This window comes from Arsenicicoccus sp. UBA2120 (genome assembly GCF_002330965.1).
GTDB lineage: Bacteria > Actinomycetota > Actinomycetes > Actinomycetales > Dermatophilaceae > Arsenicicoccus > Arsenicicoccus bolidensis.
The window spans coordinates 3347-29778 of sequence record NZ_DCYC01000075.1; the positions used below are offsets into that span (position 1 = coordinate 3347).

33 protein-coding genes, 1 tRNA gene and 1 pseudogene are annotated in these 26432 nt (G+C 72.9%); 11 read left to right on the plus strand and 24 right to left on the minus strand.

Annotation, left to right across the window (positions count from 1 at the left end; translation table 11 throughout):
- Positions 1 to 62: 62 nt before the first annotated feature.
- From B2P18_RS12410 to B2P18_RS12435, 6 genes are read right to left on the minus strand one after another with little or no spacing between them, the layout of a single operon-like run.
- A complete protein-coding gene (locus B2P18_RS12410) occupies positions 63 to 1880 on the minus strand; it encodes a DnaB-like helicase N-terminal domain-containing protein (protein ID WP_286960164.1) in 1818 nt (605 codons plus the stop codon).
- Positions 1877 to 2221, minus strand: a complete 345-nt coding sequence (locus B2P18_RS12415; RefSeq protein ID WP_286960171.1) for a hypothetical protein — start codon at positions 2219 to 2221, stop codon at positions 1877 to 1879. Before B2P18_RS12415 ends, B2P18_RS12410 begins: the two co-directional genes overlap by 4 nt.
- On the minus strand, positions 2218 to 2433 hold the full coding sequence (locus B2P18_RS12420) for a hypothetical protein (RefSeq protein ID WP_286960190.1): 216 nt from the start codon (positions 2431 to 2433) through the stop codon (positions 2218 to 2220). The genes B2P18_RS12415 and B2P18_RS12420 overlap by 4 nt, the downstream gene beginning before the upstream one ends.
- Positions 2421 to 2936, minus strand: coding sequence for a hypothetical protein (locus B2P18_RS12425; RefSeq protein WP_286960195.1), 516 nt, complete (start codon positions 2934 to 2936; stop codon positions 2421 to 2423). The genes B2P18_RS12420 and B2P18_RS12425 overlap by 13 nt, the downstream gene beginning before the upstream one ends.
- Positions 2908 to 3240: a helix-turn-helix domain-containing protein gene (locus B2P18_RS12430; RefSeq protein ID WP_286960201.1), complete on the minus strand. Its 333-nt coding sequence runs from the start codon at positions 3238 to 3240 to the stop codon at positions 2908 to 2910. The genes B2P18_RS12425 and B2P18_RS12430 overlap by 29 nt, the downstream gene beginning before the upstream one ends.
- A complete protein-coding gene (locus B2P18_RS12435) occupies positions 3237 to 3419 on the minus strand; it encodes a helix-turn-helix transcriptional regulator (protein ID WP_286960208.1) in 183 nt (60 codons plus the stop codon). The genes B2P18_RS12430 and B2P18_RS12435 overlap by 4 nt, the downstream gene beginning before the upstream one ends.
- Positions 3420 to 3526: 107 nt before the next feature.
- Between B2P18_RS12435 and B2P18_RS12440 the strand changes: the two genes are divergently transcribed.
- Positions 3527 to 3982, plus strand: a complete 456-nt coding sequence (locus B2P18_RS12440) for a helix-turn-helix transcriptional regulator (RefSeq protein ID WP_286960214.1) — start codon at positions 3527 to 3529, stop codon at positions 3980 to 3982.
- Between the two features lie 15 nt (positions 3983 to 3997).
- Here B2P18_RS12440 and B2P18_RS12445 read toward each other — a convergent pair whose 3' ends face one another.
- Positions 3998 to 4258: a helix-turn-helix transcriptional regulator gene (locus B2P18_RS12445; RefSeq protein ID WP_349677486.1), complete on the minus strand. Its 261-nt coding sequence runs from the start codon at positions 4256 to 4258 to the stop codon at positions 3998 to 4000.
- Between B2P18_RS12445 and B2P18_RS12450 the strand changes: the two genes are divergently transcribed.
- Together B2P18_RS12450 and B2P18_RS12455 are read left to right on the plus strand one after the other, a co-directional pair.
- The gene (locus B2P18_RS12450; RefSeq protein ID WP_286960227.1) at positions 4257 to 4967 is read left to right on the plus strand and encodes a helix-turn-helix domain-containing protein; all 711 of its coding nucleotides are present in this window, start codon (positions 4257 to 4259) and stop codon (positions 4965 to 4967) included. The two genes, B2P18_RS12445 and B2P18_RS12450, sit on opposite strands and share 2 nt — an antisense overlap.
- On the plus strand, positions 4967 to 6109 hold the full coding sequence (locus B2P18_RS12455; RefSeq protein ID WP_286960256.1) for a tyrosine-type recombinase/integrase: 1143 nt from the start codon (positions 4967 to 4969) through the stop codon (positions 6107 to 6109). The genes B2P18_RS12450 and B2P18_RS12455 overlap by 1 nt, the downstream gene beginning before the upstream one ends.
- A gap of 121 nt (positions 6110 to 6230) precedes the next feature.
- Here B2P18_RS12455 and B2P18_RS12460 read toward each other — a convergent pair.
- Positions 6231 to 6304: transfer RNA gene (locus B2P18_RS12460), tRNA-Lys, on the minus strand.
- Between the two features lie 66 nt (positions 6305 to 6370).
- A complete protein-coding gene (locus B2P18_RS12465) occupies positions 6371 to 7075 on the minus strand; it encodes a GAF and ANTAR domain-containing protein (RefSeq protein WP_286960262.1) in 705 nt (234 codons plus the stop codon).
- A gap of 282 nt (positions 7076 to 7357) precedes the next feature.
- On the opposite strand from B2P18_RS12465, the gene B2P18_RS12470 reads away from it, so the two are divergent.
- The gene (locus tag B2P18_RS12470) at positions 7358 to 8221 is read left to right on the plus strand and encodes an SDR family oxidoreductase (RefSeq protein WP_019286896.1); all 864 of its coding nucleotides are present in this window, start codon (positions 7358 to 7360) and stop codon (positions 8219 to 8221) included.
- 19 nt (positions 8222 to 8240) lie between these two features.
- Here B2P18_RS12470 and B2P18_RS12475 read toward each other — a convergent pair whose 3' ends face one another.
- Complete coding sequence (locus B2P18_RS12475; RefSeq protein WP_286960274.1) at positions 8241 to 8780, minus strand: MarR family winged helix-turn-helix transcriptional regulator; 540 nt, start codon at positions 8778 to 8780, stop codon at positions 8241 to 8243.
- Positions 8781 to 8891: 111 nt separating this feature from the next.
- On the opposite strand from B2P18_RS12475, the gene B2P18_RS12480 reads away from it, so the two are divergent.
- The 5 genes from B2P18_RS12480 to B2P18_RS12500 are packed head-to-tail and all read left to right on the plus strand — an operon-like array spanning position 8892 to position 12868.
- Positions 8892 to 10412, plus strand: coding sequence for a phytoene desaturase family protein (locus tag B2P18_RS12480; RefSeq protein WP_019286898.1), 1521 nt, complete (start codon positions 8892 to 8894; stop codon positions 10410 to 10412).
- Positions 10409 to 11320: a phytoene/squalene synthase family protein gene (locus B2P18_RS12485; RefSeq protein WP_240483940.1), complete on the plus strand. Its 912-nt coding sequence runs from the start codon at positions 10409 to 10411 to the stop codon at positions 11318 to 11320. The genes B2P18_RS12480 and B2P18_RS12485 overlap by 4 nt, the downstream gene beginning before the upstream one ends.
- Positions 11317 to 11664: a lycopene cyclase domain-containing protein gene (locus B2P18_RS12490; protein WP_019286900.1), complete on the plus strand. Its 348-nt coding sequence runs from the start codon at positions 11317 to 11319 to the stop codon at positions 11662 to 11664. Before B2P18_RS12485 ends, B2P18_RS12490 begins: the two co-directional genes overlap by 4 nt.
- Positions 11661 to 11990, plus strand: a complete 330-nt coding sequence (locus B2P18_RS12495; RefSeq protein WP_029210761.1) for a lycopene cyclase domain-containing protein — start codon at positions 11661 to 11663, stop codon at positions 11988 to 11990. Before B2P18_RS12490 ends, B2P18_RS12495 begins: the two co-directional genes overlap by 4 nt.
- Positions 11987 to 12868 (plus strand): prenyltransferase, encoded by an 882-nt coding sequence (locus B2P18_RS12500; RefSeq protein ID WP_286960288.1) that lies wholly within the window; start codon positions 11987 to 11989, stop codon positions 12866 to 12868. Before B2P18_RS12495 ends, B2P18_RS12500 begins: the two co-directional genes overlap by 4 nt.
- On the opposite strand, the gene B2P18_RS12505 is transcribed toward B2P18_RS12500, so the two are convergent.
- Together B2P18_RS12505 and idi are read right to left on the minus strand one after the other, a co-directional pair.
- Entirely contained in the window at positions 12807 to 13391 is a 585-nt protein-coding gene (locus tag B2P18_RS12505; protein WP_029210760.1) for a hypothetical protein, read from the minus strand. The genes B2P18_RS12500 and B2P18_RS12505 overlap by 62 nt on opposite strands.
- On the minus strand, positions 13388 to 14791 hold the full coding sequence (gene idi / locus B2P18_RS12510) for an isopentenyl-diphosphate Delta-isomerase (RefSeq protein ID WP_286960291.1): 1404 nt from the start codon (positions 14789 to 14791) through the stop codon (positions 13388 to 13390). The genes B2P18_RS12505 and idi overlap by 4 nt, the downstream gene beginning before the upstream one ends.
- A gap of 30 nt (positions 14792 to 14821) precedes the next feature.
- Here idi and B2P18_RS12515 point away from each other — a divergent pair, with 30 nt between their 5' ends.
- Both B2P18_RS12515 and B2P18_RS12520 read left to right on the plus strand, forming a co-directional pair.
- Positions 14822 to 15538 (plus strand): CPBP family intramembrane glutamic endopeptidase, encoded by a 717-nt coding sequence (locus B2P18_RS12515; RefSeq protein ID WP_286960146.1) that lies wholly within the window; start codon positions 14822 to 14824, stop codon positions 15536 to 15538.
- Positions 15535 to 16977: a tryptophan-rich sensory protein gene (locus B2P18_RS12520; protein WP_029210758.1), complete on the plus strand. Its 1443-nt coding sequence runs from the start codon at positions 15535 to 15537 to the stop codon at positions 16975 to 16977. Before B2P18_RS12515 ends, B2P18_RS12520 begins: the two co-directional genes overlap by 4 nt.
- A gap of 48 nt (positions 16978 to 17025) precedes the next feature.
- Here the strand turns inward: B2P18_RS12520 and B2P18_RS12525 are convergent, their stop codons facing one another.
- The 12 genes and pseudogenes from B2P18_RS12525 to B2P18_RS12580 form a co-directional block, all read right to left on the minus strand.
- Positions 17026 to 17289, minus strand: a complete 264-nt coding sequence (locus B2P18_RS12525; RefSeq protein ID WP_019286911.1) for a type II toxin-antitoxin system RelE family toxin — start codon at positions 17287 to 17289, stop codon at positions 17026 to 17028.
- Positions 17286 to 17546: a type II toxin-antitoxin system Phd/YefM family antitoxin gene (locus B2P18_RS12530; protein ID WP_029210757.1), complete on the minus strand. Its 261-nt coding sequence runs from the start codon at positions 17544 to 17546 to the stop codon at positions 17286 to 17288. The genes B2P18_RS12525 and B2P18_RS12530 overlap by 4 nt, the downstream gene beginning before the upstream one ends.
- Before the next feature lie 49 nt (positions 17547 to 17595).
- Complete coding sequence (locus B2P18_RS12535) at positions 17596 to 18951, minus strand: cryptochrome/photolyase family protein (RefSeq protein ID WP_239261346.1); 1356 nt, start codon at positions 18949 to 18951, stop codon at positions 17596 to 17598.
- An 88-nt stretch (positions 18952 to 19039) separates the two neighbouring features.
- Positions 19040 to 19270 carry a hypothetical protein gene (locus B2P18_RS12540; protein ID WP_019286914.1) on the minus strand — a complete coding sequence of 77 codons (231 nt, stop codon included), beginning with the start codon at positions 19268 to 19270 and terminating at the stop codon, positions 19040 to 19042.
- 72 nt (positions 19271 to 19342) lie between these two features.
- Positions 19343 to 19822 (minus strand): pyridoxamine 5'-phosphate oxidase family protein, encoded by a 480-nt coding sequence (locus tag B2P18_RS12545; RefSeq protein WP_029210755.1) that lies wholly within the window; start codon positions 19820 to 19822, stop codon positions 19343 to 19345.
- Positions 19823 to 19844: 22 nt separating this feature from the next.
- On the minus strand, positions 19845 to 20552 hold the full coding sequence (locus tag B2P18_RS12550) for a hypothetical protein (RefSeq protein ID WP_029210754.1): 708 nt from the start codon (positions 20550 to 20552) through the stop codon (positions 19845 to 19847).
- Entirely contained in the window at positions 20549 to 22087 is a 1539-nt protein-coding gene (locus tag B2P18_RS12555) for an ATP-dependent DNA ligase (RefSeq protein ID WP_286960341.1), read from the minus strand. The genes B2P18_RS12550 and B2P18_RS12555 overlap by 4 nt, the downstream gene beginning before the upstream one ends.
- The gene (locus B2P18_RS12560) at positions 22084 to 23085 is read right to left on the minus strand and encodes an SDR family NAD(P)-dependent oxidoreductase (RefSeq protein ID WP_240483938.1); all 1002 of its coding nucleotides are present in this window, start codon (positions 23083 to 23085) and stop codon (positions 22084 to 22086) included. The genes B2P18_RS12555 and B2P18_RS12560 overlap by 4 nt, the downstream gene beginning before the upstream one ends.
- Positions 23086 to 23513: 428 nt before the next feature.
- Positions 23514 to 24251: a glycosyltransferase gene (locus B2P18_RS12565; protein ID WP_286960152.1), complete on the minus strand. Its 738-nt coding sequence runs from the start codon at positions 24249 to 24251 to the stop codon at positions 23514 to 23516.
- A complete protein-coding gene (locus B2P18_RS12570; protein ID WP_286960153.1) occupies positions 24235 to 25263 on the minus strand; it encodes a hypothetical protein in 1029 nt (342 codons plus the stop codon). The genes B2P18_RS12565 and B2P18_RS12570 overlap by 17 nt, the downstream gene beginning before the upstream one ends.
- Positions 25260 to 25895: a class I SAM-dependent methyltransferase gene (locus tag B2P18_RS12575; RefSeq protein ID WP_286960155.1), complete on the minus strand. Its 636-nt coding sequence runs from the start codon at positions 25893 to 25895 to the stop codon at positions 25260 to 25262. The genes B2P18_RS12570 and B2P18_RS12575 overlap by 4 nt, the downstream gene beginning before the upstream one ends.
- A pseudogene (locus B2P18_RS12580) lies at positions 25892 to 26432 on the minus strand (galactosyltransferase-related protein); the annotation flags it as partial. The gene B2P18_RS12575 and the pseudogene B2P18_RS12580, both read right to left, overlap by 4 nt.

Sequence of the window (26432 nt, forward strand, 5' to 3'; positions counted from 1 at the left end):
GGGGGGGGGGGGGGGGGTGTCTTCTGTGGCGGTGGGTGGTGCTGTTCGTGGCGGGGTGGGTGTCAGCTGGCTTCGGGGTCGGGGTAGTAGTGGCCGGACTCGAAGTCGATGAGGTGTGGTTGGCCGGCCAGGACGCGTCGCTCCAGTCGGGTCACTGGTTCGCCAGTCGGTCCACGCACACTTGACTGACCCGACTGACCCGACTTGCTCTGACCTGCAGCATTGGGATCAATAGGGTCTTGATATGCCTCCCCAGTGGGGTCAGTTGGGTCATTAGGGTGTGTAAGGTCCGGTTGGTGACCCGACTGGTCTGAGCCGGTGGGGGTGGCGTTCTTGAGCGCCCAGTAGGCGGCGCGGTAGGGAGCCCCGTCGGGGCGTTGCCCGCTCATCACGATGGAGCTGACGATGGTGCGGGCGGCTCGCTTGATGGCGGAGTCGCTGAACCCGTCTTCCTTGGCTGCGGTGAGCACTTCGGTGCGGGGCGACTGGCCTTGGGCTGTGAGGTAGTCGCGGAGCCAGGCGCGGGGGTCGTTGTCGCGTTCGATCCGGGGCGCGAGTGCGTCGCGGGCAAGGTCGCGGCCGTTGCCTTCGACTTCGCCGAGCCAGTCTGCGACGCCGCAGGTGGCGGCCGCGTTGGTGACTTCGCCTGTGGTGGGGTTGACCTCGGTGACGTAGTAGGTGGCGCCGCGGATGCGGTATCGGAGGGCGGGGACGTGGAGCGTGCCGGCGTTGGCCTTGTCCAGGGCGATGAGGCCTTGGGTGGTGCCTTCTGGTGCGTCGGGGTCGGCGACGACGAGGAGGACTGATCTGACGGCGGTGCGGAAGGCGCGGGAGTCCATCATTCGGGTGGCGGTGTCGGAGCCTGTGGACTTGTTCAGGTGCCAGGGGGCGACGACGGCGATGCGGTGGAGCTCGGCCCATCCGCTGATGGTCTTGAGGACCTTGGCGGTGTCCTTGTAGGCGATGGCCTTGAGGTCGTCGGGGAGGGTGGTGACGAGGCTGTCGATCCAGACCATGGCCGCCCCGACGCGCTTGACCTCGGCGGCGATGAGGTCGAGGTCGCGGGGGATGACGATGTCTGCCTCGTAGGGGAGTTCGTTGGGTGACTCCTTGACGCGGGCCCGGATGATGTGGACGCGGTTGAGGTCGGCGCCGGCCTCGGCGAGACGCGGAACGTAGACGTCTTCGAGGCCGTCCTCGAGGGCGATGACTATGACGTCGCGGGGGTTGCCGTGGTGTTCGCCGGGGAGGGTTCCGTGGGTGAGGTCAGCGATGATGCGGGCCCCGACTGTTGTCTTGCCGATGCCTTCTTCGCCGGGCATGAGGGTGATGGCACCGGTGGGGATGCGTCGCTCCCACGTGTAGACGACGCGGCGGACTTGGACGTCGCTGGCGGTGATGACGCGCAGGCGCGCAGGGTGGAGGCTGGTGTCGCTGGAGGCTTGCTCGACCTGGTCGAGGAGGGCTCGTGCCGCGGGGATGAGGTCGAGGAGGTTCTGGTCGGCGGGGAGCGTGGCGATTCGGGTGCCGAGTTCGGTGACGCGCCTGCGGGCGGCGGCTTCGCGGACGAGCTGGGCGTGGTGGCTGGCGGTATCGACCGGCATGTCGTAGCTGACGAGCTGGTGGAGGTACGCGGGGCCCCCGACGCGCTCCAGTGCCCTGTGGCTACGGAGGTGTTCAGCGACGCTGATGGCGTCGACGGGGGTCCCGGCGTTCCGGACGGTGAGGATCGCGTCGTGGATCGCCTCGTGCTTCGGGTCGGCGTAGTCGGTGGCCGCGATGCGGGAGCTGAGTTCTTCGATGTGCTCGGGGTGCCCGAGCAGGGTGCCGAGGACGGTCTTCTCGGCGCTGAGGGTTTCGGGTGTGGGGGTGGGCGTCACCTGCTGGGCGCCTCTCTCTTGAGGCAGCGGCGGCAGAGGCCGGCTGCGAGCGTGAGGCGGGGTGTGGCTGCGGCGAGGATGCCGGTGGTCGTCGGTGTAGCGAGTCCGCATCTGTCGCAGGCGTGCTCGTTGGGCGGTGGTGGCGCGGTGGTCGCGCAGTGGCGGCACCAGGCGTGGTTGGGGTCCCAGGCGGCGACGATGAGCGGCCGGCCGGGGTGGCAGGCGCTGGTGGTGCCGGTGGTGATGCCGCGTCGGGTGGTGGCGAGCTGCTGGCGCAGCCACGCGGAGGGCTCGTGGACGGTGGCGCGAGTCGCGGGGGCGGTCGCGAGGTGGGGGGTCATGGCGCGTCGACCTCGCTCCACTGGGGCGCGGGGGCGGTGTAGATGGCCACGGGGTCGTGGCCGGCCGCTCGGTGCTTGCGGGCGCAGGCGATGGCGGCGGGCATGGACGAGTAGAGCCGCGTCATCCGTTCGCGCTGGCCGCTCCGGGTTCGGAACCATCGGACGGCGATGAGGCGCGCGGGTGCGGGTGGGGTCTGGATCAGCGCAGCCATGACGGGCCCCCGCCCTGGATGTCTGCGTGCCCGGGGATCCGTACCGAGGGCGGGAGCAGGGTGGCGTAGACAAGGACCTGCAGTCCTGCGTTGAGTTGGCGGTCGGCGTAGCGCTCGGCATGGCGGCGTTGGGCGAACACGCGGGTGGTCTGGGCGGCGCCGGCGTACGTAAGGACCGCGGTGATGCAGCCGGCCGGGGTGGGCGCGTTGTCGGCGGCGCTGCTGCCGTGCCAGGGCGTGGGGAGGAACGGCTGCGCTTGGGGGTAGGCGAGGGCGGGGACGCGGCCTGCGGCGCGGTCGCGGTCCTGCAGGACGCGGGTGACGTGGGCGTGGACGGCGAGGGGGTTGGTGCCGTTGGGGGCCAGGATGGAGACGTTGTCGACGTCGTCGAGCTGGGTGACACGGGGCTGGTCTCGTCCGAGCTCGCTCAGGTCGTGGGCCAGGAAGCCTGTGGTGCCGTCGACGACGGCGGTGTCACCGGCGGTGGTCGTGGTGGTGTCCATCGTGCGATCCTTGGGTTGACGTCATGGGGTCTTGGAGGGCCTTGAGGGCGTTTGTGGTGGCGGTGCCGGGCTCTGTGGCGGAGCCCGGCTCGCTCATTTCGTGGGGGGATACGCCGAGCATCCCGAGCAGGGGAGCGACGGGGACGACGATGCGGCGGCCGAGGCGCAGTGATGGGATCTGGCCGGCGCGAACGGCCCGGTAGCAGACGTCCCGGCCGATGCCGAGGACCTGTGCTGCCTCTCGGACGGTCACGGTGTAGCGGTTGGCGATGGTGGTCGCCGTTGCCGTGGGGTTGGTCGTCATGCTGGCTGCTCGGTGTCGGCGTTGTAGCGCTGCTCGAGCCATGCCAGGACGTCCGATCGGCGGTACATGACCTTTCGGGCGCCGACCTTGAAGCTGCGTGGTCCGGTGCCCTGGTGGCGCCACCATCGCCACGTGGCTACGGGGATGTGGAGCTCACGCTCGAGGTCGCTGGTGCTCATGAGGGGATCAAGTTGCATGGTCTTCCTCCATTGGGTTGGTCCTACCTACTGAAGCAAACCACCCCGTGCCTGTCGACGCAACCTCCCTGAGCACGTAGCATCCCAACGTGGCAAACGATGCGGAATCGCCCGAAGACCAATTCGGCAGGCAGCTGCGGCAGATGCGTGAAGAGAAGGGGCTCTCGCAGGCGCAGATGGCGCAGCGGCTGGAGGAGTACGGGGTGTATCTCCATCCGTCTGCGATCGCCAAGATCGAGGCGCGCGACTCGTCCAGCCCCCGAGCGATTCGGCTGAACGAAGCGCACGCGATCGCGAAGGTGCTGGGGCGGCATCTGGAGGAAATGACCGTCACTCGTGAGCGCGAGCTGGAGCACCTCGCCGCGGAGGTCAATAACGCTGCACGGCTGGCGACGCTGGTCAACCAATGGTTCAACCAGGCCGATGCGGCGGTGGGCTCATGGGATGACGCGGCCGAGGATGTTCCCCCGCGCGTCGGAGAGCTTCGTGAGGACGTCCGGAGGTATCTCGACCGACTGCGACGCTTGAAGGCTGAGGGGCTGTAGGCCATTGGGCTGGCCTCAGGAGGCGTCGGCCATGGAGGGGAGCGCTGCGTCGCACAGTCGGCGCATCCGGCGGGCGCTGACGCCGAGGGTCGTTGCCAGGCGGACGACTGTGCCGTTGCTAGCGCGCACCTTGCCGTTCTCGATGCGGCTGATGGTCGCTGCGTCGCAGCCGGCGAGCATGCCTAGTGCATCCATTGCCAGGCCGCGGCTGCGCCGGAGGTCTCTGAGGTTGTCCATGATTCGCCTTCGCTCGTGGTGATCCCAGCCTGGGGCCATGTGTGAGCGCGCTGCAACGAGAAGTGTTGCATTGGGCAAGAATCTGTTGCACAGTGAGCAAATGCCGAAGTCGACAACCGTCAGAACAACCGATATGCGCAGCGTCGTCAGTGCTGCGATTCGTGTTGCGATGGCGAGACTCGGCCTTGATCAGGCGCGTCTCGCGGAGCGGATGTCGGCCCTTGGGCAGCCCTGGCACCGACAGACCGTCGGATCTGTGGTGCGGGGGGCACGGCGCGTGACGGCTGAGGAGTTGCTTCCGCTCTCGCTTGCGCTGGAGTGCTCCATGAGCGAGTTGATCGCCCCTGCTGACCCCCGAAGCCGAGGGACCCTAGTGTCGGTCGCCGACGGGATTGTCGTCCCGGCAAGCGATGTCGACATGAGCGCCGGCATCGGCAGCCCTTCCCCGTTCCTCTACTGGGAAGGTGACCGGCCGCGTTCGGCCACCCAGCACCTCGTTGAAGCCATGGCAGGAGTGACTCACCGAACGACGGCCCAGGCACGGAACGCGGCCCGGGCAACGGCAGAAGCCGAGGCTGAGCCGTACGACGAGCGGGCGGTGCGAGAGAGGGCCTTGGCGGTCCTTCGAGTGATCGAGCAGGGGCTGGCGGAGGAGGGGGCGCCTTTGGGTCTCACCGGCGAGGATCTGCGTCAGCTCGTGCAAGACCTTGACCTGGAGCGGCTCGAGATCCAAGAGGGGCGTGCGTGATGACCGAGCAGCGGCCGGCGATGCGGGACGGTGTCATCCAGCGTGGTGAGACGTGGTCCTACGTCGTGCGAGAGCGCGACCCCAAGACCGGCAAGACCCGCCCCCGCTGGGTCGGCGGGTTCCCCACCCGTACCGCCGCCAGGAAGGCTCGCGACGCGGCCCGCCACGCCGTGAACCGCGGCACGTGGGTCGCGCCGCAAGACCTCACCGTCGGCCAGTGGCTTGACCGGTGGGTCGACACCGAGCTCGAGCTCAAGCCCTCCACCCTCGCCAGCTACAAGGCGAACATCGAGCGCTACCTCAAGCCGGCCCTCGGGCACTACCGCGTGCAGGAGCTCGACCCCGACCTCATCACCCACACGTTCACCACCCTCGCCAGCACGGGCGGGCACGGCGGCAAGCCCCTCAGCCCCCGCACCGTCGAGTTCGCCCGCGCGGTCCTGCGGCGGGCCATGAACGTCGCTGTGGCCCGCCGCCACGTCGAGGTCAACCCCGTGACCGGGTCCAAGATCGCCCGCGGCGCGAAGCCAGAGCACGCCACGTGGACCGGCGCGCAGCTGCAGACCTACCTCGCGGCCATCGAGGGCCAGCGGTGGGCTCCGCTGTGGCAGCTGACCGCCGCGACAGGCATGCGCCGCGGCGAGGTCGTCGTGCTCCGCTGGCAGGACGTCGACCTCGAGCGGGGAGTCGTCCACGTCCGCCGCGCGATCGCCGCCGGCGTCGTCAGCACCCCGAAGAACGGCCGCGATCGGAAGGTTGCCATCGACGACCGCACCGTCGCGGCGTTGAGGGCCTGGCGCAAGCGGCAGGCCGAGGAGCGCCTCGCCTGGGGCGCGGCGTACGTCGACACCGACGCGCGGGTGTTCACGTGGGAGAACGGCGCCCCGGTGCAGCCCGACTGGGCGTCCAAGGGGTTCGCGGCGTCGCAGGCCGGCCTGGAGCTGCCGCGGTTGACGCTGCACGAGCTGAGGCACACGCAGGCGACGGTGCTGCTGCGCGCCGGGACCCCGGTGCACATCGTGTCCAAGCGGCTCGGGCACCGTGACGTGTCGGTGACGTTGAACGTCTACGCCAGCGTCATCCCTGAGGACGATTCGACTGCGGTGAGCACCTTCACCGCGGCCGTCTGGGGCGCGTCATGACGGCCCGCCGGCCCCTGGTCGAAGCCGTGTTCGCCCCGCTCGTTAGCGGAGCGTTAGCAGCGGCGCCCGGCCAGCTTGCGGCGGGGACGCCGTGCAGGCCTGTGACCTGCGGGTATGTCGGTAGGCCCCGTGGGGCTCGAACCCACGACCCGCGGATTAAAAGTCCGCTGCTCTGACCAGCTGAGCTAGAGGCCCGTGCACCGCCACCCCGGTGAGGTGGTGGTCGGCGCGAGGAGCCAGTCTAGCCGCGGCGGCGGGTGCTCACCGGTGCGCCTGCTGGGACTGGCCGCGCACGATCTCCTCGGCGACGAGGGAGAGCTTCAGGTTGAGCTCCTGGCTCGTCCTGCGCAGCACCTGGAAGGCCTGCTCGTCGTCGATCTTGCGGGCCGCCATGATCAGCCCGACGGCCTTGCCGATGGCGCGGGAGTTGTCCAGGGCCTTGGTCAGGTTGGCGGCCTCGCCGCGGGCGCGCACGGTCATGATGGCGACCGAGGCGAGGGACGCCAGGATGGCGCTCTGGTCGACGGATCGCTGGGTGAGGGCGCCAGGCGTGTCGGAGAAGAGGTCGAGGGCGCCGACCTTGGTGCCGTCGATGAGGAGCCGGCACCCGATCATCCCGCGCACCGGCGTGTCGGCGACGACGCGCGCGGCCAGCTCGGGCCACGCCGTGGGCGTGGACAGGTCCGGGTCGAACTGGACGGCCTCGTCGAGGATCGCGTCGAGGCAGGGTCCGTCGCCGATGCTGACCTCGAGCTCGTCGATCCCCTTGGCGATCGGGTCGGTGGCGGCGACGCTGGTCAGCCGCTCCCGGTCGCGCAGGAGGATGGCCGCGCGGTCGCACCCGTCCACGAGCTCGACGGTGGCGTGGACGATGGCGTCGTAGACGTCCTGCGTGGTGGCGCCGGAGTGGACGATCTCGTTGAGGCGGGCGAAGACCTGCGACGCCTCGGGTGGCAGCTGGTCCATGGGCTCGCTCCTCGATCGGGTCATCGGGGCAATGCTACTCACCGAGCGAACCACGTTCACCTCGTCCCACAGGGTAAGGCTCGTCTCCGCCGGGTACGTGAGAGTCGTGTGGGGCGAACCGGCCCATGAGGCAACACCGGTCGGCGCTCACGCGGTTCAGCCACCAGCCGCGGCCCCACACCCGCTGTCACCTGCCAGCCCGGCTGACCCCCGCGCTGACCCGAACCTGACAAGAACCTGCACCCCAACCCCAACCCGCATCACGACGGAGCGAGGACGACCATGCCCCAGAGCACCCCAGACCTGTCCGCCATCCCGAAGCAGAAGCAGGAGTGGCCCGGCACCGTCGCCGACCTGGACCCGGCGCCCGACCACGGCGAGGCGTCGTGGGTCGGTCGGGATCGTCTGACCGGGAAGCGGATCCTGATCACCGGAGGCGACTCCGGGATCGGCCGTGCGACGGCCGTGGTCGCTGCCAAGGAGGGCGCCAAGGTCGTCGTCACGCACCTGGCCGAGGAGGCCGAGGACGCCCGGGCGACGCAGGCCGCGGTGCAGGAGGCCGGTGGCACCTGCGAGCTGATCGAGGCGGACCTGCGGACGTATGACGAGAACCAGCGCGTGGCGCGGGCCGCCGTCGCGGCCCTGGGCGGCCTGGACGTGCTGATCGCCAACGCGGCCTACCAGATGACCCACGAGCGCATCGAGGACTTCCCGCCGGAGCAGATCGAGCGGACCTTCGCGACCAACGTGTTCGGGCCGTTCTGGCTGGTGCAGGAGCTGGCGGAGGAGCTGCGCGGCGGCTCGATCATCATCACGACCAGCGTCCAGGCCTACAGCCCGTCGGACAACCTGCTCGACTACGCCGGCACCAAGGCGGCGCTCAACAACATGGTCGTCAACCTGGCCGGCCAGCTGGGCGAGCGGGACATCCGCGTCAACGCCGTGGCACCGGGCCCGATCTGGACGCCGCTGATCCCGGCGACCATGCCCGTGGAGAAGGTCGAGGGCTTCGGCTCCGACACCCCGCTCGGTCGCGCCGGTCACCCGGTCGAGGTGGCGGCGGCCTATGTCTTCCTGGCGTCGGACGAGGCGAGCTATGTCTCCGGGACGGTCCTCGGCGTGACGGGCGGCAAGCCGGTCTTCTGACGGGCTGGGCCCGGGTCGGTCACGCCGGCCCGAGCCCCCGCTCGCGGTGGCCGATCTCGTGCTCCGCGTCGGCGGTCGCGTCACGCAGCCGGTCCAGGATCTCGGCGACCACGGCGAGCTGCTCGGGCGCGTAGTCGTCCAGCACCTCACGGAAGCCGTCGGTCATGGGCTCGAACAGGTGGCTGCTGTCCTCGAAGGTCCGGTCGGTCGGGACGAGCAGGACGCGCCGGCCGTCGTCGCCGGCGCGGGTGCGCTGCACGTGGCCGGCTCGCTCCATCCGGTGGAGCATCGCGCTGACCGCGGCGGGCGAGAGGCCCAGCGTGCGCCCGAGGTCGCCGGCGCCCATCGGGGCCCCGTGCTCGGCGGCCCGCCGCACCACGGCGACCGCGTGCAGGTCCGCCGCGTGGTGGCCGGTCTGTCGCGCCACCGCGGCGACGTACGAGTTGACCTGCAGGCCGAGCCGGCGGACGGCGTCGCCCACCTCGCTGACGAGGTGGTCCGTCGGCGTCTGCTGGGATCGCTGCTGCGGATCCGGCTGTGGCTGGTGGCGGTTGACCATGACGTATTTCGATGGTGGAATGACTCGACCGTCGAAAGAACCTTTCTTGCGACGAGGGCGTGGTCTGCAAGGGCAGGCGGCCCGATCCTACTTCCCAGGAGGTTGGACCGTATGCCGGACCGTCAGACCGACGTCATCGTGGTCGGCGCAGGCCTGGCGGGGCTCTCCGCTGCCTGCCACCTGCGAGGACGTGGCCACCACGTGACCCTCGTCGAGCGTGACGCCGGCCCCGGAGGGCGCGCCGGGCGCTCCCGCCACGAGGGCTACACCTTCGACACCGGCCCCACCGTGATGACCATGCCGGACCTGCTCGACCAGGCGTTGCGCGCCGTGGGGACCAGCGTCGCCGACAGCGTCCCCATGCGAGCCCTGGACCCCGCCTACCGTGCGACCTTCCACGACGGCAGCACCATCCACGTGCGCCACGGCCACGAGGCGATGCGCGACGAGATCCGGCGCACCTGCGGCAGCGTCGACGCCGCCGCCTACGACGGCTTCGTCACCTGGTTGCGCGAGCTCTACGCCGTCGAGATGCCGCACTTCATCGAGCGGAACTTCGACTCCGTGGCCGACATGCTGACCGAGCCGCGCGCCGTCGCCCGCCTCCTGCGCCTCGGGCCGCTGCGGCGCCTCGGGCCGCTGATCCGGGACCGTTTCCAGGACCCTCGCCTGCACCGGCTGTTCACCTTCCAGGCGATGTATGCCGGGCTGCCGCCCGAGTCCGCCCTCGCCATCTACGCGGTCATCACCTACATGGACACGGTCGAGGGGGTCTACTTCCCCGAGGGCGGCATGGGGGCGATCCCGGTGGCCATGGCCGCCGCGGCCGAGCGCGCCGGCGTGCAGGTGCGCTACGGCGCCGAGGTCGCCCGGCTGCTGCGCTCCGGCACCGACGCCCAGGGCGTCGCCGGGGGCGCCGTGACCGGCGTCGAGCTGGTCGACGGCGAGCGCCTCCACGCCCCGGTGGTGGTCTGCACGCTCGACCTGCCGGTGGCCTACGAGCGGTTGCTGCCGGGGCTGCGGCCGCCGCGCGCGGTGCGCAAGGGCACCTACTCCCCGTCCGCGGTCGTGTGGCACGTGGGCACGGGATCGCCGGTGGGAGAGCAGTTCTCGCACCACAACATCCACTTCGGCGAGCAGTGGAACGAGTCCTTCGACGCGCTGCTGGGCCGCAAGCAGCTCATGCCGGACCCCTCGCGCCTCGTGACCGTCCCCACCGTCACCGAGCCGGCGCTCGCCGCCCCCGGTGGCTCCACGCTCTACGTCCTCGAGCCCGTCCCCAACCTCGAGGGCGGCCAGGACTGGGACCGCGAGTCCGGCCCGATGCGCGAGCGGCTCCACGCCTTCCTCGGCGCCCAGGGCTATCCCACGGACGTCGTCGCCGAGGAGCTGTGGACCCCGGCCGACTGGGCGCGGATCGGCCACGCCCGCGGCACGCCGTTCGCCCTCGCCCACACCGTCACCCAGACCGGGCCGCTGCGACCGTCCAACCTCGAGCGCCGGGTCCCCGGCCTCGTCTTCGCCGGGTCGAGCACGATCCCCGGCGTCGGCGTCCCGATGGTCCTGGTCAGCGGCAAGCTCGCAGCCGACCGCGTCGATGCGCTGGCGGCGGCACCGGGAGGCGCACGGTGAGCGCCCCGGCCGCCACGCCGGCCACCGCACCCCTGGCCCCCCTCGAGCGCGAGGGCTACCGCCGGTGCGCCGCGATCACGCGCCGCCACGGCACCACCTACTACTGGGGCGTGGCCCTGCTCCCCGTCGAGCGGCGACGTCACGTGCACGCGGTCTATGCCCTGTGCCGCGCGGCCGACGACATCGTCGACGAGCCGGGAGCGACCACGCCCGGGCAGGTCCGCGACACCGAGCGGCGGCTCGCGGCCTTCCGGCATACGGTCCTGGAGGCCGTCGACGGCGCCCCGGTGGAGGATCCCGTGCTGGCGGCCGTCGTCCGGACCCTGCGCAGCTGTGCGCTCGAGCAGGCCGTCCTCGACCGCTTCTTCGGGGCGATGGCGGCCGACCTCACGACGACGCGCTACGAGACCTGGGAGGACCTGCTCGGCTACATGGACGGGTCCGCGGCCGTGATCGGCGAGATGATGCTTCCCGTGCTGCGACCCACGACGCCCGACGCCCTCGCCCCCGCCCGTGCGCTCGGCCTGGCCTTCCAGCTGACCAACTTCATCCGGGACGTGGCCGAGGACCTCGACCGCGGCCGGGTCTACCTGCCGCAGGCCGACCTGCGCGCCCACGGGGCCGACCCCGCGCTGCGCCGGGTCACCCCGCAGTGGCGGTCCTTCATGGCCGAGCAGATCGAGCGCAACCGCGGGCTGTATGCCGAGGCCGACCGCGGCATCCCGATGCTGCCCGACACGTCGGCGCGCTGCGTGGCGACCGCCCGCACCCTCTACTCCCAGATCCTCGACCGGATCGAGGCGGCGGACCACGACGTCTTCACCGAGCGCGTGCGCGTGCCGACCCGGATCAAGGCCGCGACGGCCGCGGCAGCCCTGGTGCGGCGGCCCAGGGGAGCGGGGGCGTGAGCGGACTGGCCGGGCTCGAGGGGCTCGCCTACCTCGCCTGTCTGCTCGTGTCGCTGGCCGGGGTCGCGACCATCGACCGACGGTGGCGGCTCTTCGTCTGGGACCGCCCTCGCGCAGCGGTGGTGGTGCTGGTCGTGGGGCTCGCGTACTTCGTCCTGTGGGACCTCGCCGGCATCGCGCTCGGGCTCTTCCACCGGGGCGACACGCGCTGGATGACCGGCCTGCAGGTCGCCCCCGAGCTGCCCGTCGAGGAGCTGTTCTTCCTCGTGCTGCTGTGCTGGTCGACGATGTGCCTGTGGTGCGGCGGGCGGCGCTGGGCCCGTCACCGGGGGGACGCGCGATGACCTTCGCCCTCGTCAACCTGGTCATGCTGGGCCTCGCCGTCGTGGGGGCTGCCGTGGCGCTGCGGGCGTCGGGCCGTCGTGGCGGTGTGGGGCGTCGGGACCCGTGGCTGCGCCCCCTGCTGCTCACGCTCGTCGGGCTGGCCCTGCTCACGGTCGTCTTCGACAACCTGATGATCGCCGCCGACCTGTTCGACTACGGCGACCAGCACCGCAGCGGGCTCCAGCTCGGGCTCGCCCCCGTGGAGGACCTCGCCTACCCGTTGGGCGCCGCCATACTGCTGCCGGCCCTGTGGGTCTGGTTGCGGGACAAGGAGATCCGGCGATGAGTCAGCAGAGCCAGCAGAGTCGGCTGGGGCGCCTGGTCGCCTCCTCCCGCCCGCTCAGCTGGGTCAACACGGCCTACCCCTTCGGGGCGGCCTACCTGCTCACCGCCGGGCGGCTGGACCTGCGGGCCGTCGTCGGGATCGTCTTCTTCCTCGTCCCCTACAACCTGCTCATGTATGGCGTGAATGACGTCTTCGACTACGAGTCCGACCTGCGCAACCCCCGCAAGGGCGGCGTGGAGGGCATCGTCCTGGACCGGTCGCTGCACCGGCTGACGCTGTGGGCCGCCGTGCTGCTGCCCGTGCCGTTCGTGCTCTGGCTGCTCGCGCACGGGTCGCTCGCGGCCGGGATCGTGCTGGCGGTGTCGGTCGCAGCGGTCGTGGCCTACTCCGCGCCCGGGCTGCGGTTCAAGGAGCGGGCGTTCGTCGACTCGATGACCTCGAGCACCCACTTCGTGTCGCCCGCGGTCTACGGCGTCGTGCTGGCGGGGGTCGCCCTGCCCTGGCAGGGCTGGGTCGTGCTGCTCGCGTACTTCCTGTGGGGGATGGCGAGCCACGCGTTCGGGGCCGTGCAGGACGTCACGGCGGATCGCGCCGCCGGGATCGGGTCGGTCGCGACCGTCATCGGGGCGCAGGCCACCGTGCGGCTCAGCGCCGGGCTGTATGCCGCGACCGGGCTCCTGCTCGCCACCACGGGACGCTGGGGCCTGCTGGCCGCGCTGCTCGTCCTGCCCTACCTGTGGATGGTGTGGCCCTATCGCTCGCTCTCCGACGAGGAGGCGCCGCGCGCCAACGGTGGGTGGCGCAGGTTCCTGTGGATCAACTACGTCGTGGGGTTCCTGCTGACCCAGCTGCTGATCGCTCGCTGGCTGGTCGGCTGACCCGCGTCGCGACCAGGGCGGCCACGAGCCCCCCGACCCCGTCCGCGACCAGGTCGGTGAGCGAGTCGGCATACGTGACGTGGATGGCGGGGTCGACCCAGAGGTGACCGGCCCACTCACCGAGCTCCCAGATGACGCCGAGCAGGAGGACGGCGAGGGTGGTGCTCATGACGGTGCCGAGGGCGGGGCGGGGCCGGCGCGTCGGCAGGTGCAGCAGGAGCAGGGCGATCACGGCCCCGCAGCCGGCGTGGGCCACCAGGTCGAGTCCGCGGACCTGGTCGTAGGTCCCGGCCGCGGCCCACCACCCGGAGGCCAGCAGGACGACCTGCGCGACGAGGTCGGTGGGGGTGTCGGCGTCGACGAAGCGCAGGGCCATCGCCCCGCCCAGCACCAGGAACATCGCGGCCGCGGCCGGGCCGCCGTGCAGCGTCCACGCCAGCGGGACCGTGACGGCCGCGACGAGGCGCAGGAGATCGCCCCAGCGCCACCGGCCCTGGCCGACCAGCCAGTCGTGCCGCGTCACGAGGCCGGGCGCCGGAGGTCTCGGACCGCCGGCGGGAGCGCTGCCGGGTCGCCGACGGGCCAGTCGCGCGGGTCGTCCGGCAGGTCCGCGAGCAGCGCGACCTGGTCCGCGCACCACGGCGACACCGTGGTCGACCCGTCGAGGACGCCGTCGCGCAGCTCGGGCCAGGGCACCCACCACGCGTCGTCGACCTCGGTGGGGTCGGGCGCGAGGTCGGTCGCCACTCCGACGAGCTCGGCGACGTGGACCGGGCACAGCTCGTGCTCGACGACGCCGTCCATCTCGGCGCGGTAGGCGAAGCCGGGGAGCACCACCCGGGCGACGCCGATGCGCAGCCCCAGCTCGTCGGCGGCCCGCCGCGCGACCGCCGCGGCGAGGTCCTCGCCGGGCGCCGGGTGGCCGCAGACGGAGTTGGTCACGACCCCGGGGAAGGTCGCCTTGTCGCGCGCCCGGCGGGTGACCAGCACCCGCCCCTGGTCGTCGACGACGTAGCAGGAGAACGCCAGGTGTAGGGGCGTGCTCTCGTGGTGGACGGCGCGCTTGGGGGCGGTGCCGATGGCGTGGCCGGCCGCGTCGAGCAGGACGACCTGCTCGGCGCCGGGGGTGTCCGGGACGGCCGGTCGCGCCGGGAGGCCGGGACCGATGGGCACGCCCAGCCGGTCGACCCACCTCAGCCCCGGGGACCCGCCCGAGGCCCACCCGTGGCGCAGCGTGCGCATCGCCATCCGGACGCGGCGCGAGGCCTGGCTGGGGGAGTGGAACATCCGGCCCGCCACCCCGACCCGGAGGCAGGGGTCGAGGACGATCCGGGCGCGCGGCCCGAGCGCGAGGCTGAGGTCGAGGTCGTCGTGCAGCTCGGGGTCGTCGCGGGTCACGAGATGGCGCACGCGCTCCCAGGCGCTGCGCCGCAGCGCCATGTTGGACCCCCACAGCGGTATGCCGGCCATGGCCGCACCCGTCGCGGCGAAGGTCCCGGCCAGGTAGGCCACGGTGGCCAGCGGCGCGAGGCGCGGGGCGAGGTCGTAGAAGACGCCGGGACCCGTGAGCCCGTCGAGGTGCTCGTCGCTCGCGAACCGGCCCGCGACCCGGGCCACCCAGTCGCGTGGCAGCCGGGAGTCCGCGTCGCAGCGCGCGATCACCTCACCGGTCGCGCTGTCGTAGCCCCGGGCCGCCGCGGCGGGCACCCCCACCACGGGCTCGGTGACCACGCGGGCGCCATACGACCGGGCGAGGGCGGCGGAGCCGTCGGAGCTGCCGTTGTCGACGACGACCACCTCCCACGGGGCGACGGACTGCCGGGCGAGGTCTGTGAGGCAGCGGCGCAGGTGCTCCGCATCGTCGCGGACGGGGACGACCACCGACACGCGGGGCAGCGAGATCGTCGGGTCGGATCGTTCCATGACCGAAAGATATCCCGATAGGGTGAGGTCATGGAGCACTGGCGCGAGGCCTTCGCACGTCATCTGCAGGCCGAGCGCTCGGCCGCTGGTGCGCAGGACCCGTCCGCCCGGACGCGTCGCCGCGTGGTCGCCGCGCTCACCGTCGTCGTGGCTGCCTCGGTCCTGGCCTGGGCGCTGCGGATCAAGCCCGGCGACGAGCTCTTCTACCCCGCCACCCTCGGCCTCGCGGCCGTCCTGCTCGTCGGCGCCCTCGTCGCCGGTCGCCCCCTGCGTGCCACCGAGGAGCTCGGCAAGCGCCGGGCACCTCTCCTGGTGCTCGTCGGGCTCGGCGTCGGGGCCGTGCTCCTCGTCGTGTTCCTGATCGGCGCCGGGATCGTCGCCCAGGTGCCGGCGCTCCGCGAGCCCGTCGAGCAGCTGCTGGCCCACGCTCGCTGGGGCTCGCTGCCCATCGTCGTGGCGATCACGGCGCTTAACGGCGTGGTCGAGGAGCTGTTCTACCGCGGGGCGCTCTACGACGCCTTCGGCGGACGTTGGGCGGTGGTGGGCAGCACCGTGGTCTACACCGTCGTGACGGCGCTGGCCGGCATACCCCTGCTCGCGCTCGCCGGGCTGCTCGTCGGGCTCGCCGTCGCCGTCCTGCGCCGCCTCACCCAGGGCGTGCTCGCCCCCATCGTCGCCCACCTGACCTGGTCGATCGGCATGCTCCTGCTGCTCGGCCCCACCCTCGAGCTCTTGGAGATGTCATGACTGCTGCTCACCCGGAGACCCGTCTCGGGCTCGTCACCGGCGCCACCGGCTATGTCGGCGGCCAGGTCGTCGGCGCGCTGATCGAGCGCGGCTGGCGGGTGCGCGTCCTGTCGCGCAGCGCCGACAAGGTCCGCGACGCCGAGTGGGGCGACGCCGTCGTCGACGGCACGGCCGGGCCCGGTCAGGTCGAGGTGGTCGAGGGCGACGCGTCCTCCCCCGAGGACCTGGCGACGGCGCTGCGGGACGTCGACGTCGCGTGGTACCTCCTGCACTCGATGGGGGACGGCGACGACTTCCAGGACGAGGAGCGGTCCATGGCCGAGGCGTTCGCGACCGCAGCCCGCGAGGCGTCCGTGTCGCGCATCGTCTATCTCGGTGGGCTGCACCCCGAGGGCGAGGAGCTGTCCGAGCACCTCGCGTCGCGGGTCGAGGTCGGCGAGATCCTGCTCGGGTCGGGCGTCCCCACGGCGGCGCTGCAGGCCGGGGTGGTGCTGGGTGACGGGTCGCAGTCCTTCGTGATGCTGCGGCACCTGTCCGAGCGGCTCCCGGGGGCGATCGCGCCCAGCTGGCTGCGCAACACCATCGCGCCGATCGCCGTCGACGACGCGCTGCACTACCTCGTCGCCGCGGCTGACCTGCCGGCCGACGTCAACCGGACCTTTGACATCGCCGGGCCGGACGTCGTCAGCTATGCCGACATGATGAAGCGCTATGCCTCCGCCCTCGGCCTCGGGCCGCGCCTCGTCCTGACCGCGCCGGTCACGACCCCGCGGGCCGCCGCGCGCTGGATCGGGCTCGTGACGCCGGTGGACTACGAGCTGGCCAAGCCGCTCGTGGGGTCGCTGCTGCACGACACCGTCGCGTCCGAGCACGACCTCGCCGACCTGGTGGGCGAGCCCAGCGGTGGGGCAACGGGATTCGAGGAGGCCGTGCGTCGCGCGGCCCGGGGGTCGGACACCCGGCGTTGGCGCCGAACGCTGGCCTGGACGGGTGCCGCCGTGACCGCCACCGCGGTCGTGGGCTCGCTCGTCACCGACCCCAGCAGCCGGTGGTACCGCCACCTGTCCAAGCCCTCCTGGCAGCCCCCGTCGTGGGCCTTCCCGGTGGCCTGGACCGCGCTGTATGCCGACATCGCCCTCGTCTCCGCCCTCACGATCGCGGACCTGCAGGAGTCCGGCCGCGAGGACGAGGCCCGGGAGTACGCCGTGGCGCTCGGGACCAACCTGGTGCTCAACGCCGGGTGGAGCGCGCTGTTCTTCGGCGCGAAGCAGCTGCGGGTGTCGACGGTCGAGGCCGTGGCTCTCGCCGCCAGCTCGGCCGACCTGGTGCGGCGCGCGGCCGGGGCCAGCCCCGAGAAGGGGGTCATCCTCGCGCCATACGCGGCGTGGACGGCCTTTGCCGCAGCACTGACCGCCGAGCTCACGCGCCGCAACGCCTAGCCGGACCGAGCGCAGCGATGGGTTGACCGCTCAGCGGCTCGCGTGCGTTCAGCGGCGCTGATAGACCTCTCGTCGGTGGCCGACCGCCAGGACCAGGACGACGAGGACGCCGTCGTGGATCTCGTACACGATGCGGTAGTCCCCGGTCCGCACCCTCCACTCGCCGTCTCCGCCGACCAGCTTCTTCGCGCTCGGAGGACGGGGGTCGGACGCCAGGAGCTCCACGGCGGCCTGAACACGCCGGCGTGCGGCGCCATCGAGCTTGCGGAGCTGTCGGGCTGCAGCGGGGCTCAGCTCGATGCGGTAGCTCATGCCAGGCCCAGGTCCGCCTTGACCTGGTCCCACGGGACGGCGCCCTCGGAGGTCATCTCGCTGCGGGCAGCGCGGGCTGCCTGGATGTCGGCCAGGTCCTCGGCGGCCTCGATGAGGCGGTCGAGGTCGTCGGCATCGATGACGGCCGCGACCCGCTGCCCGCGTCGCGTGAGATAGACGGGGTCGTGGCGCACCCGTGCCTCGTCGACGACATCGGCAAGTCGCGCGCGGGCGTCGCTGACGGTGAGTTCGGTCATGACACCATGGTGCGCCGGAAACGCTGAGATGTACATCGCAGCGCTGCCGCTAGCTGCGCCGGGTCTCCTCGTAGCGCCGCAGCGCCTCTCGCCGCTCCTCTGCGTGGTCCACGACGGGCTCGGGATAGCCGTGCGCGTAGCCGTCGAGGACCTTCCACGGCTCGTGCACGGCCTTGCCGGCGACGTGGGCCAGCTCGGGCACGTAGCGGCGGACGTAGTCGCCCTGCGGGTCCCAGCGCTTGCCCTGCTCGACCGGGTTGAACACCCGGAAGTAGGGGGCGGCGTCGGTGCCGGTGCCCGCCGCCCACTGCCAGCCGTGGTTGTTGGAGGCGAGGTCGCCGTCGACCAGCAGGTCCAGGAAGTGGCGGGCGCCGTGGGGCCACCAGATGTGCAGGTCCTTGACCAGAAAGGACGCCGTGACCATGCGAAGCCGGTTGTGCATCCAGCCTTCGCGTGCGAGCTGGCGCATCCCGGCGTCCACCATGGGATAGCCGGTCCGCCCCGCGCGCCACGCGTCCAGGAGCCCGGCGGCGTCCTCGTCGGTGGCGGGGTCGGCATACGGCATCGACGACAGCTCCCGGCGCAGGTCGCCCCAGGCGGAGTCGGGCCGCTGCCACAGCACGTCCGCGTAGAACTCGCGCCAGCACAGCTCGTTGACATAGCGCTGCGCCGAGTCGCCCTGTGCTGCAGGGTGCCTCGCGAGGTCGTGCAGCAGCGTGCGCGGGTGGATGGTGCCGTGCTTGAGGTGCATCGACATCCGCGAGGTGCCGTCCAGGTCGGGGCGGTCGCGGTCCTCGCCATAGGTCTCGAGCGGGCCGTCGAGGAAGTCCGCCCAGGCCGCCCGCGCCGCGTCCTCGCCGACCGGGTGCATCGGCTCGACGTCCGGCAGGGGGTCGGAGTCCACGTCGGCGTGCCAGTGCAGGTCCGTCGGGACGGGGGCGGGGGCCGGCCAGCCGTGGTCGCGCCAGGCCCGCGAGAACGGCGTGAACACCTTGTACGGCGTGCCCGAGCCGGTCGTGAGGGTGCCGGGGCCGACGGCATACGGGCATCCCCTGGCGACCATCGCCACGTCGGCGGACTCGAGGGCGGCGCGCACCTGCTCGTCCCGGCGCCGGCCGTAGGGCGTGGCCTCGGCCGACACGTGCACCCGACGCGCCCCCACCTCGGCGGCGACGGCCGGCACGACCTGCTCGGGGCGTCCGCGTCGGACCACGAGGGCACCGTCGGTGGCCTCCCGCAGCGCCCGGACCGCGCCGAGATAGGCGTCGCGGCGCGGCCCGCCGGCCCGGTCGAGGGCGGGGTCGACGACCACCAGGGGCAGCACGGAGCCGTCCTCGGTCGCGGCCATCAGGGCGGGGTGGTCGTGCAGCCGCAGGTCGCGGCGCAGCCACAGCACGCTGGTCACGGGGTGGCTCCTCCTTCCGGGGATCCGCCTGAGGTCGTCACGTCCGCCTGGGGTGCGAACCCAAGCGGACGTGACGACCTGAGGTAGGTCAGGACGGGTCGACCGAGCCGGTGTCGGCCTTGCCGTCCTCGTGGATCTGCTCGGCGAGCTGGTCGACGTCGGCCTCGGCCACGTCCACCCCCGCCTCGTCGAAGCCCTCGCGCAGCTCCTGCGCCACGGTCTGCTCCTCGGCGCCCTCCTGCCAGGACTCGACGCGCTCCACGACGTTGTCGACGGCCTCGTCCTTGGCCGCCTGGACCTCGTTGGGGTTCTCGCTCATCTGTCTCTCCTTGCTGTCTGGATCGGTGGAGCCGCTCGGCCGGTCACGCCGGGCGGGTGAGGCGTGGGACCGTCAGAGGTCGACCGTCTCGTTGTCACCCTCGACGCGCTTGCCCGTCACGGCGGACTTGACCAGGTTGGCGAGCTGGACGACCTTGCTGCCACCGGGCGCGTCCCAGTACTCCGCGGTGTCCCCCGTGACCTCGATCAGGATGTTCTCGGGGTTCTCCGGACCGCCCTCCATCCACGCGCCGGTGAACGTGCCCCATAGCTCCTCGAGCTTGGCGCGGTCGTCGACGACGCGGGCCGTGCCGGACAGGGACACCCACGAGCCGTTGCCGGCATACGCGAGGTTGACCTGCGGGTTGGCCTGCAGGTCGCGGACCTTCTCGGTGTTGCGCTCGGCGATGAACCACACGGTGCCCGTGAAGTCGACGTCCTGCGTCGCCATCGGGCGGGACACCAGGCGGCCGGTCGCGTCGGCCTGGGTCATCATCGCGATGCGGGTGCTCTTGATGATCTCGGCGACCTTCTCGTGCTGCTCGTCGGTCATGTGCTTCTCCTCTGCGTCGGTTTCATCGGTGTGATCGGTTGGTCGGGCGGGTGGCGGGATCGGTCAGGTCCTGCGCCGCCTGGTAGGCCGGGCGCCGCAGCACCCGCACCCAGGTCGGTGGTCGCAGCCCGGCGAGGGGCCGGTCGACGGGCGCGAACCGCAGCGGTCGGTCCTCGCCCCACGGTCCGTCGAGCTCGAGCTGACCGACGCGGTGCCAGTGGTCGTGCGTGCCCGACCAGGACAGGTCGTATGCCGACCGGCCCGCCGGGTCGAGCCGTAGCCACACGGCGCCGCGGGAGCCGAGCTGGGGGAGCAGGGTGGTGAGCGGGCCGCCCGCCTCGTGCAGGTGCACCGTCAGCAGCCACCGGGTCAGAGCGCCGGTGCCGGTCGACGCGAGGAGCAGGTCGGCGGGGCCGCCGTCGTCGGCCGCGCCCTCGATCCGCAGCGCCACGCCCATGACGTCGGGGCCGTGGTGGGCGAGCGACATGGCGCGCGACGACCGCACCGTGCACCGGTGCCGTCCGGGGTGGTCGAGGAGCGGGACGCCCGACGCGGGCCCCTCGCCCAGCGCCGTGAGCGTGCCCGTCCCCACCCGGCCGTAGGCGTGCAGCGGCTTGTCCCGCCGCACCACCGCCACGGCGCCCAGCCCGGCCGCGAGGCCCAGCCCACCAGCCGCAGACCCCACCGTGCGGAGCACCTGCAGCGGGCTCGGCGATCGCCGGGCGGTCATGACGAGCCCCGCTCGTACAGCGCCCGGACCGCGTCGACGGTGTCGGCCTCGGCGGCGGTCTTGTCGTCGCGGTAGCGCAGCACCCGCGCGAACCGCAGGGCCATCCCCGCCGGGTAGCGCCGGGAGGTCTGCACCCCGTCGATCGCGATCTCGACGACCTGCTCGGGGCGCACGTGCACCACGTGGCCCGACCGGGAGGTCTCGAGAGCCAGGAAGCGCTCGGTCTGCCAGGCGAGCATCTCGTCGGTCATGCCCTTGAAGGTCTTGCCGAGCATGACGAACCCACCGGCCTCGGTGTCGCGCGCGCCGAGGTGGATGTTGCTCAGCAGCCCGGAGCGTCGCCCGCTGCCACACTCCACGGCGAGCACCACCAGGTCGAAGGTGTGCCGCGGCTTGACCTTGATCCACCCGCTGCCGCGGCGGCCGGCGGCATACCGGGTCTCGGGGTCCTTGACCACGACCCCCTCGTGCCCGGCGGCGACCAGGTCGGCGAAGAACGCGGTGGCCGCCTCCCCGTCACCCGTCAGGAGGGAGGGGACGAGGTGGTCGGGGGCGATGCGCCGCAGGGTCGCGTCCCGCTCGTGCTGCGGCTCGTCGACGAGGTCGATCCCGTCGAGGTGCAGCACGTCGAACAGGTAGGCGGTCAGCGGGGTCCGCTCCCGCAGCGCCTCGACGTCGGCGGAGGAGGCGGTCCGGGCGCCGGTGACCTGGAAGGGGTGGGGACGCCCGTCGGGGCGCAGCGCGATCGCCTCGCCGTCGAGCACGACCCGTCGCACGTCGAGCGAGCGCGCGACCTCGACGACCTCGGGCACGCGGCCGGTGATGTCGTCCAGGCTGCGGGTGTAGACGCGGATGTCGTCGCCGTCCCGGTGCACCTGGATGCGGATGCCGTCGAGCTTGCACTGGACGACGCGCTCGCCGCCGGTCTCGTCGAAGGCCTCGGGGACGCTGGGCGCCGACCCGGCCAGCATGGGCCGCACCGGGCGCCCGACCTCGAGCCCGATCGCCTCGACGGCCTCCGCACCACCCGTGGCGGCGGCCTCGGCCACCGGACCCAGGTGGCCGGCCATCATGGCGCCCCGGCGCACCACGGCCTCGGGGAGGTCGTATGCCGCCGCGACGGCCGCCACGAGCGATCCGTCCTGCGCGCCATGCCGCAGCTCGCCGACGAGCAGCGCTCGCAGGAACTCCTGCTCGTCGGCGGTCGCCGTCTCGAGCAGCGTGGTGAGGGCCTGCGCGCGGGCGGCCGCGGACCCGGCCCCGGACAGGCCGGCGAGCTGCGTGGCCGCGCGGTCGACGTCCTGCACGGTCAGGCTGGCCTCGGCCGCCGGAGACGGCGGGGTGCTGATCGCGCGGTAGCCGACGCCGACGCGGCCCTGCGGCAGCACGCCGGCGAGGTGCGCGGCCACGACGCCGACCTCCTCGGGGTCGGCGCGACGCAGGACCTCGGCGAGCAGGGTCGTCTTGGCCGTGCGGGACCTCGTCGCCGCCACGGCGTGCGAGGCGGCGACCAGGTCGGCATACGGCAGGGTCATGCGCGGTGGTGCTCGTTGTTGCGGTGGGCCGCGCGCGTGCCGAGCGTGGTGAGGACCTCGACCACGGGGTTGCTGAGGCGGCGGCGCGCCTCGTGGCCGGTGATCGTCTCGCCGTCGCCCGTGCCCGACGGGAGGATGCGGGACATGAGACCGAGCGCGCGGACCGTGGTGGAGGGCAGGAGCCCGGCGACGCGCGCGCCGACCTTGCTGAGCGGGGAGAGCAGGGCGACGGGGTCGCCGGCGAGGGTCGCGTCGACCATCTGCGCGGCGGCGCGCTCGGCGCTCATCGACACCAGCGGCAGGGAGGCGCCGGGCGCGAACCAGGCGTACTCCTTGGCCTGGTCCCCGATGAACTGCGCCTGCAGGTGCGAGCCCGTGCGCATGAGGCCGGGGACGATCGCGGTCGCGGTGACGCCGGTGCCGGCCAGCTCGGCGTGCAGCCCCTCGGTGAAGCCCACCGCCCCGAACTTGGCCGTGCTGTAGGGCAGCAGGTGCGGCACGCTGATCTTGCCGCCGATGGAGGTGACGACGCCGATGCGACCGCGGCGGCGGGCGCGCATCGCCGGGAGCACGGCGAGGGAGAGGTTGATCGGACCCCAGAGCATGACGTCGATCGCCTGCTCGAAGTGGCTGCGGTCGGTGGCCTCGAGCGGCCCGACCTGGATGATCCCGGCGACGTGCATGGCCACCGTGATCGGGCCGACCTCGCGCTCGACCTCGGCGATCATCTGCTCGACGCGCTCGTGGTCGGTGACGTCGCAGACATAGGTGTGCGCGTCGGCGCCCTCGGCCGTCAGCTGCGCGCGGGCGTCGTCGAGCTCGTCCTGGTTACGGGCGCAGATCGCCACGCGGAAGCCGCGGCGGCCCAGCTCGTGGGCCACCAGCAGGCCGAGGCCGCGGGAGGCGCCGGCCACGAGGGCGACCGGCTGCTGCCCGCCCATGAGGTCGCGGGCGGAGTCGGTCGTCGGGGACATGACGGTCTGGGCTGCGCTGCTCATGACCTTCGCCATACCACTTCCACGATGGAACAAACCCCCGACCTACCTCAGGTAGTCACATCCACCCGCCTTCGCCCGCCAGGCGGATGTGTCGAGGGTGGGTCGACGTGTCGAAGGCCGGTCGATGTGCCCCAGGCCGGTCGATGTGTCCCAGACCGGTCGGTGTGCGGCCGGTCCGCGGCCTGCTCGTATGGCGGCACCGCCCGTCTGGGCCTGCCGCCGACGTCTCGGCTGCCGTTCCCCGTCTCGGCTGCCGCTCCCCGTCTCGGCTGCCGCTCCCCGTCTCGGCTGCCGCTCCCCGTCTCGGGCTGCCGCACAAGACGGGAGATGGTCGCCGAGACGGAGGACGCACGCCGAGACGGCGGGTGGAGGACGGGCGGAGGACGGGCGGAGTGAGGCAGCGGCCGCGACCGACCGACCGGGCCGGGTCAGGGGTGGGTGAGCTGCTGGAGCAGGTGCCCGAGCCCCTCGCGGGCGCGACCGGGCATGCGACCTGACGTGCGGACGACCGAGGCGCGGGTGCTCGTGACGGGCCAGCCCGCGGCGGCCAGGGCGGCCAGCAGCGCGGTCTCCTCGCCGTGCGCGACGGCCGGGAAGCCGCCGACCGCGAGATAGGCGTCGAGGCGGATGGCGAGGTTCGCGGCATACGCGTGCTCGTGGGTGTCGGGGCCGGTGATGCCGGACCGGACGATGCTGTCGTAGGCCGCCCGCGCCTCGGGCGTCGCCGTCCAGTCGGTCAGCTCGACCATGCCGGCGACCGCCACCGCCGAGCGGGAGACGGCGACGTCGAGGAGGGACCTGACCCAGCCGGCAGGCACGACGGAGTCGGCGTCGGTGCTGAGCAGCCAGGTGCTGCCCGGGGCGAGGGGCCAGCGCTCCAGCGCGGCGCGGACGCCACGGTCGCGGACCTCGCCGACCGTGACGGACGTGGCGTCCTCGACCACGAGGCCGGACAGGGGGCCGTCCGGCCGCAGCGCGACGCGAGCCACGGCCGCCGTGCCGTCGGTGCAGCGGTGGGCGTTGACGACCACCCGCGACGGTCCGGGCCACCCGGCCAGCGCCCGACCGACGGAGGACAGGGCCGCGGGCAGCCGCCGTGCCTCGTCGTGGGCGGGGAGGACGACGAGCAGGGCGGGAGGGGCGGCCAGGTCAGCGGACGAGCCCACCGAGGTAGCCCTGGTCGGCGTCGCGGTTCTGCTGCGCGACGTAGAGGTCGAGGTCCGCCAGCGCCTGCGCCAGGTCGCCGTCGAAGGCCATCCCCGCGGGGCCGGCGAGGACGCGGCACTCCTCGAGCACCGCGCGGGAGGCGGCGGCCACGCCGGCCCGCACCTCGGTCGACAGCTCCTGGCCACGTCCGCCGGCTCCGCGCGCCGGGGATGCCTCGGAGGACGACGCCGAGGACGACGTCGAGGACGACCCGAGGTCTGGCTCCGACGACGCCAGCACTCGACCCGCCGTGTCGAGCAGCGCTGCGGCACAGGCGAGCTCGGTTCGGATGCGGCCCCAGCGCGCGGTCACTGCCGGGGCAGGCGGGGCACCCGCCGTCGCGCGCGCCGTGAGGTCTGCGACGCGTGCCGCGCCACCGGCCCAGACCGCGGCCACGCCGACCCCGCCGGGGAAGAAGCCGGGACGCCCGAGGTAGAAGCCCTCGTCGCCGACCTGCGCGTCCGTGGTCGCCCCGACGCCCTCGACGGGGACGGTCAGGGAGCGGGAGTCGATCATCGCGGGCGTCCGCCACGAGTCCTCGTCGCCCTGCCACGTGCTCACGTCGAGGTCGAGCAGGACGGATCGCTCCTCGTCGAGCCACACCGGCAGCAGGGCGCGCTCGATGAGGCCCACGCCCGACGCGAACCGCAGCGTCCCGTCGAGCACCCAGCCACCGTCCACCGGCGTCGCTCGGACGCCGGTGGCGTGCGAGCGAGAGGCCCAGACGCCGTATGTCGCACCACCGTGAGGCTCTCGTCCCGCCTGCGCGAGGATCCGCACGGCGTCGACGTGCCCCTCGGTGAGGCGGCCCAGGGGGATCGAGGTGCGGCCCACCGCCAGCAGCGCGCGCAGCAGCGCCGGCCAGTCGAGGCAGGCCCAGTCGTGCGAGGCGACGAGGGCGGGCAGCGTCGCGTCGGGCAGCGCGGCGGGGAACGGCGCCAGCGTGCTGAGCGGCTCGTCGGCGGTGGTCACGTGGTCTCCTCGGTGGGGGTGGGCCGGCCGATCCAGTGCCCGGCGACGAAGTCGGTGTCCTCGTGCCGCACCGCGCGCTCCCACCCGGCCGCGGTGAGGCGGGCGTCGAGCTCGGCGGTGACGTCCGCCCCGGACAGGTGGGCGTCGTGCGGGTGGTGCCGCCAGTGGACGGCGACCACCTCAGCTGCGTGATCGGGTGTGTCGCAACCGGACTCGCTCTCGGCAGCGACCAGCATGGCGTCGTAGGTCGCCTGCCGGGAGGCCTCGTCGAGGTAGTACAGGACCTCCGACGCGACGACCAGGTCGCAGGACCCGGCCGGCACGGCACGAGCAGGGAGCGCGCTGACCGAGACGTCGGCGTCCTTGTCGCGCAACAGGTCTCGGGTCAGCTCGACGGCGGTGGGGGCCGCGTCGGTGGCGGTGACTCGGGCGCACCGGGCGGTGAGGGCGAGCGCGAGATCGCCTGTGCCGCAGGCGAGGTCCCAGGCGTGGGCATAGCGCTCGCGGGTGAGCGAGGCGACGACGACCTGGATCTTGCGGCGTTCGTACCAGCTGGCGCGGACGCCGAAGGGGTCCGGGTCCTCGCGGTAGCGATCCTCGAAATCCGTTGCGCCAGAGAGATGCCCGGTCACGATGAGGCCTCCTGGGCGCCGTCGACCCGTCGCCAGGCGCTGCCGTCGTAGGTCGCGAGCCCTCGCTCGGCGAAGGCCCGCAGCCAGCCCTCCATGGGCCACTCGCCCCAGCGCCGGTGGTAGGTCGCGGCGTTGCGCAGGATGTCGTCGAGGTGCTCGACGGGCGGGCTCGAGACCGGGTGGTGCTGGTGATAGGCGTGGGCGCCCCCGACCCACACCAGGTCGACGCCCTCGCGCCGCGCGACCATGCCGAGGTCGGTGTCCTCGCCGCCGTAGCCGTCGTAGTCGGTGCAGAACCCGCCGAGCCGGCGCCACGTGGCGGGGGTGCAGGCGAACGACAGCGACCAGAACAGCCGGTGGTCGCCGCCCCGCACCAGCTCGCCGTCGCCCGGGGCCGGCCGGGCCGCGTGCGGGGAGGTCCAGCGGTCCAGCTGGTCGGGGGCGGGGGAGCCTGCCTCGGCGGGCAGGTAGGTCACCGGTCCGCACAGGAGCGCGTCCCCGAGCCTGCTTGCGGCGGAGGCATATCCGTCCACCAGG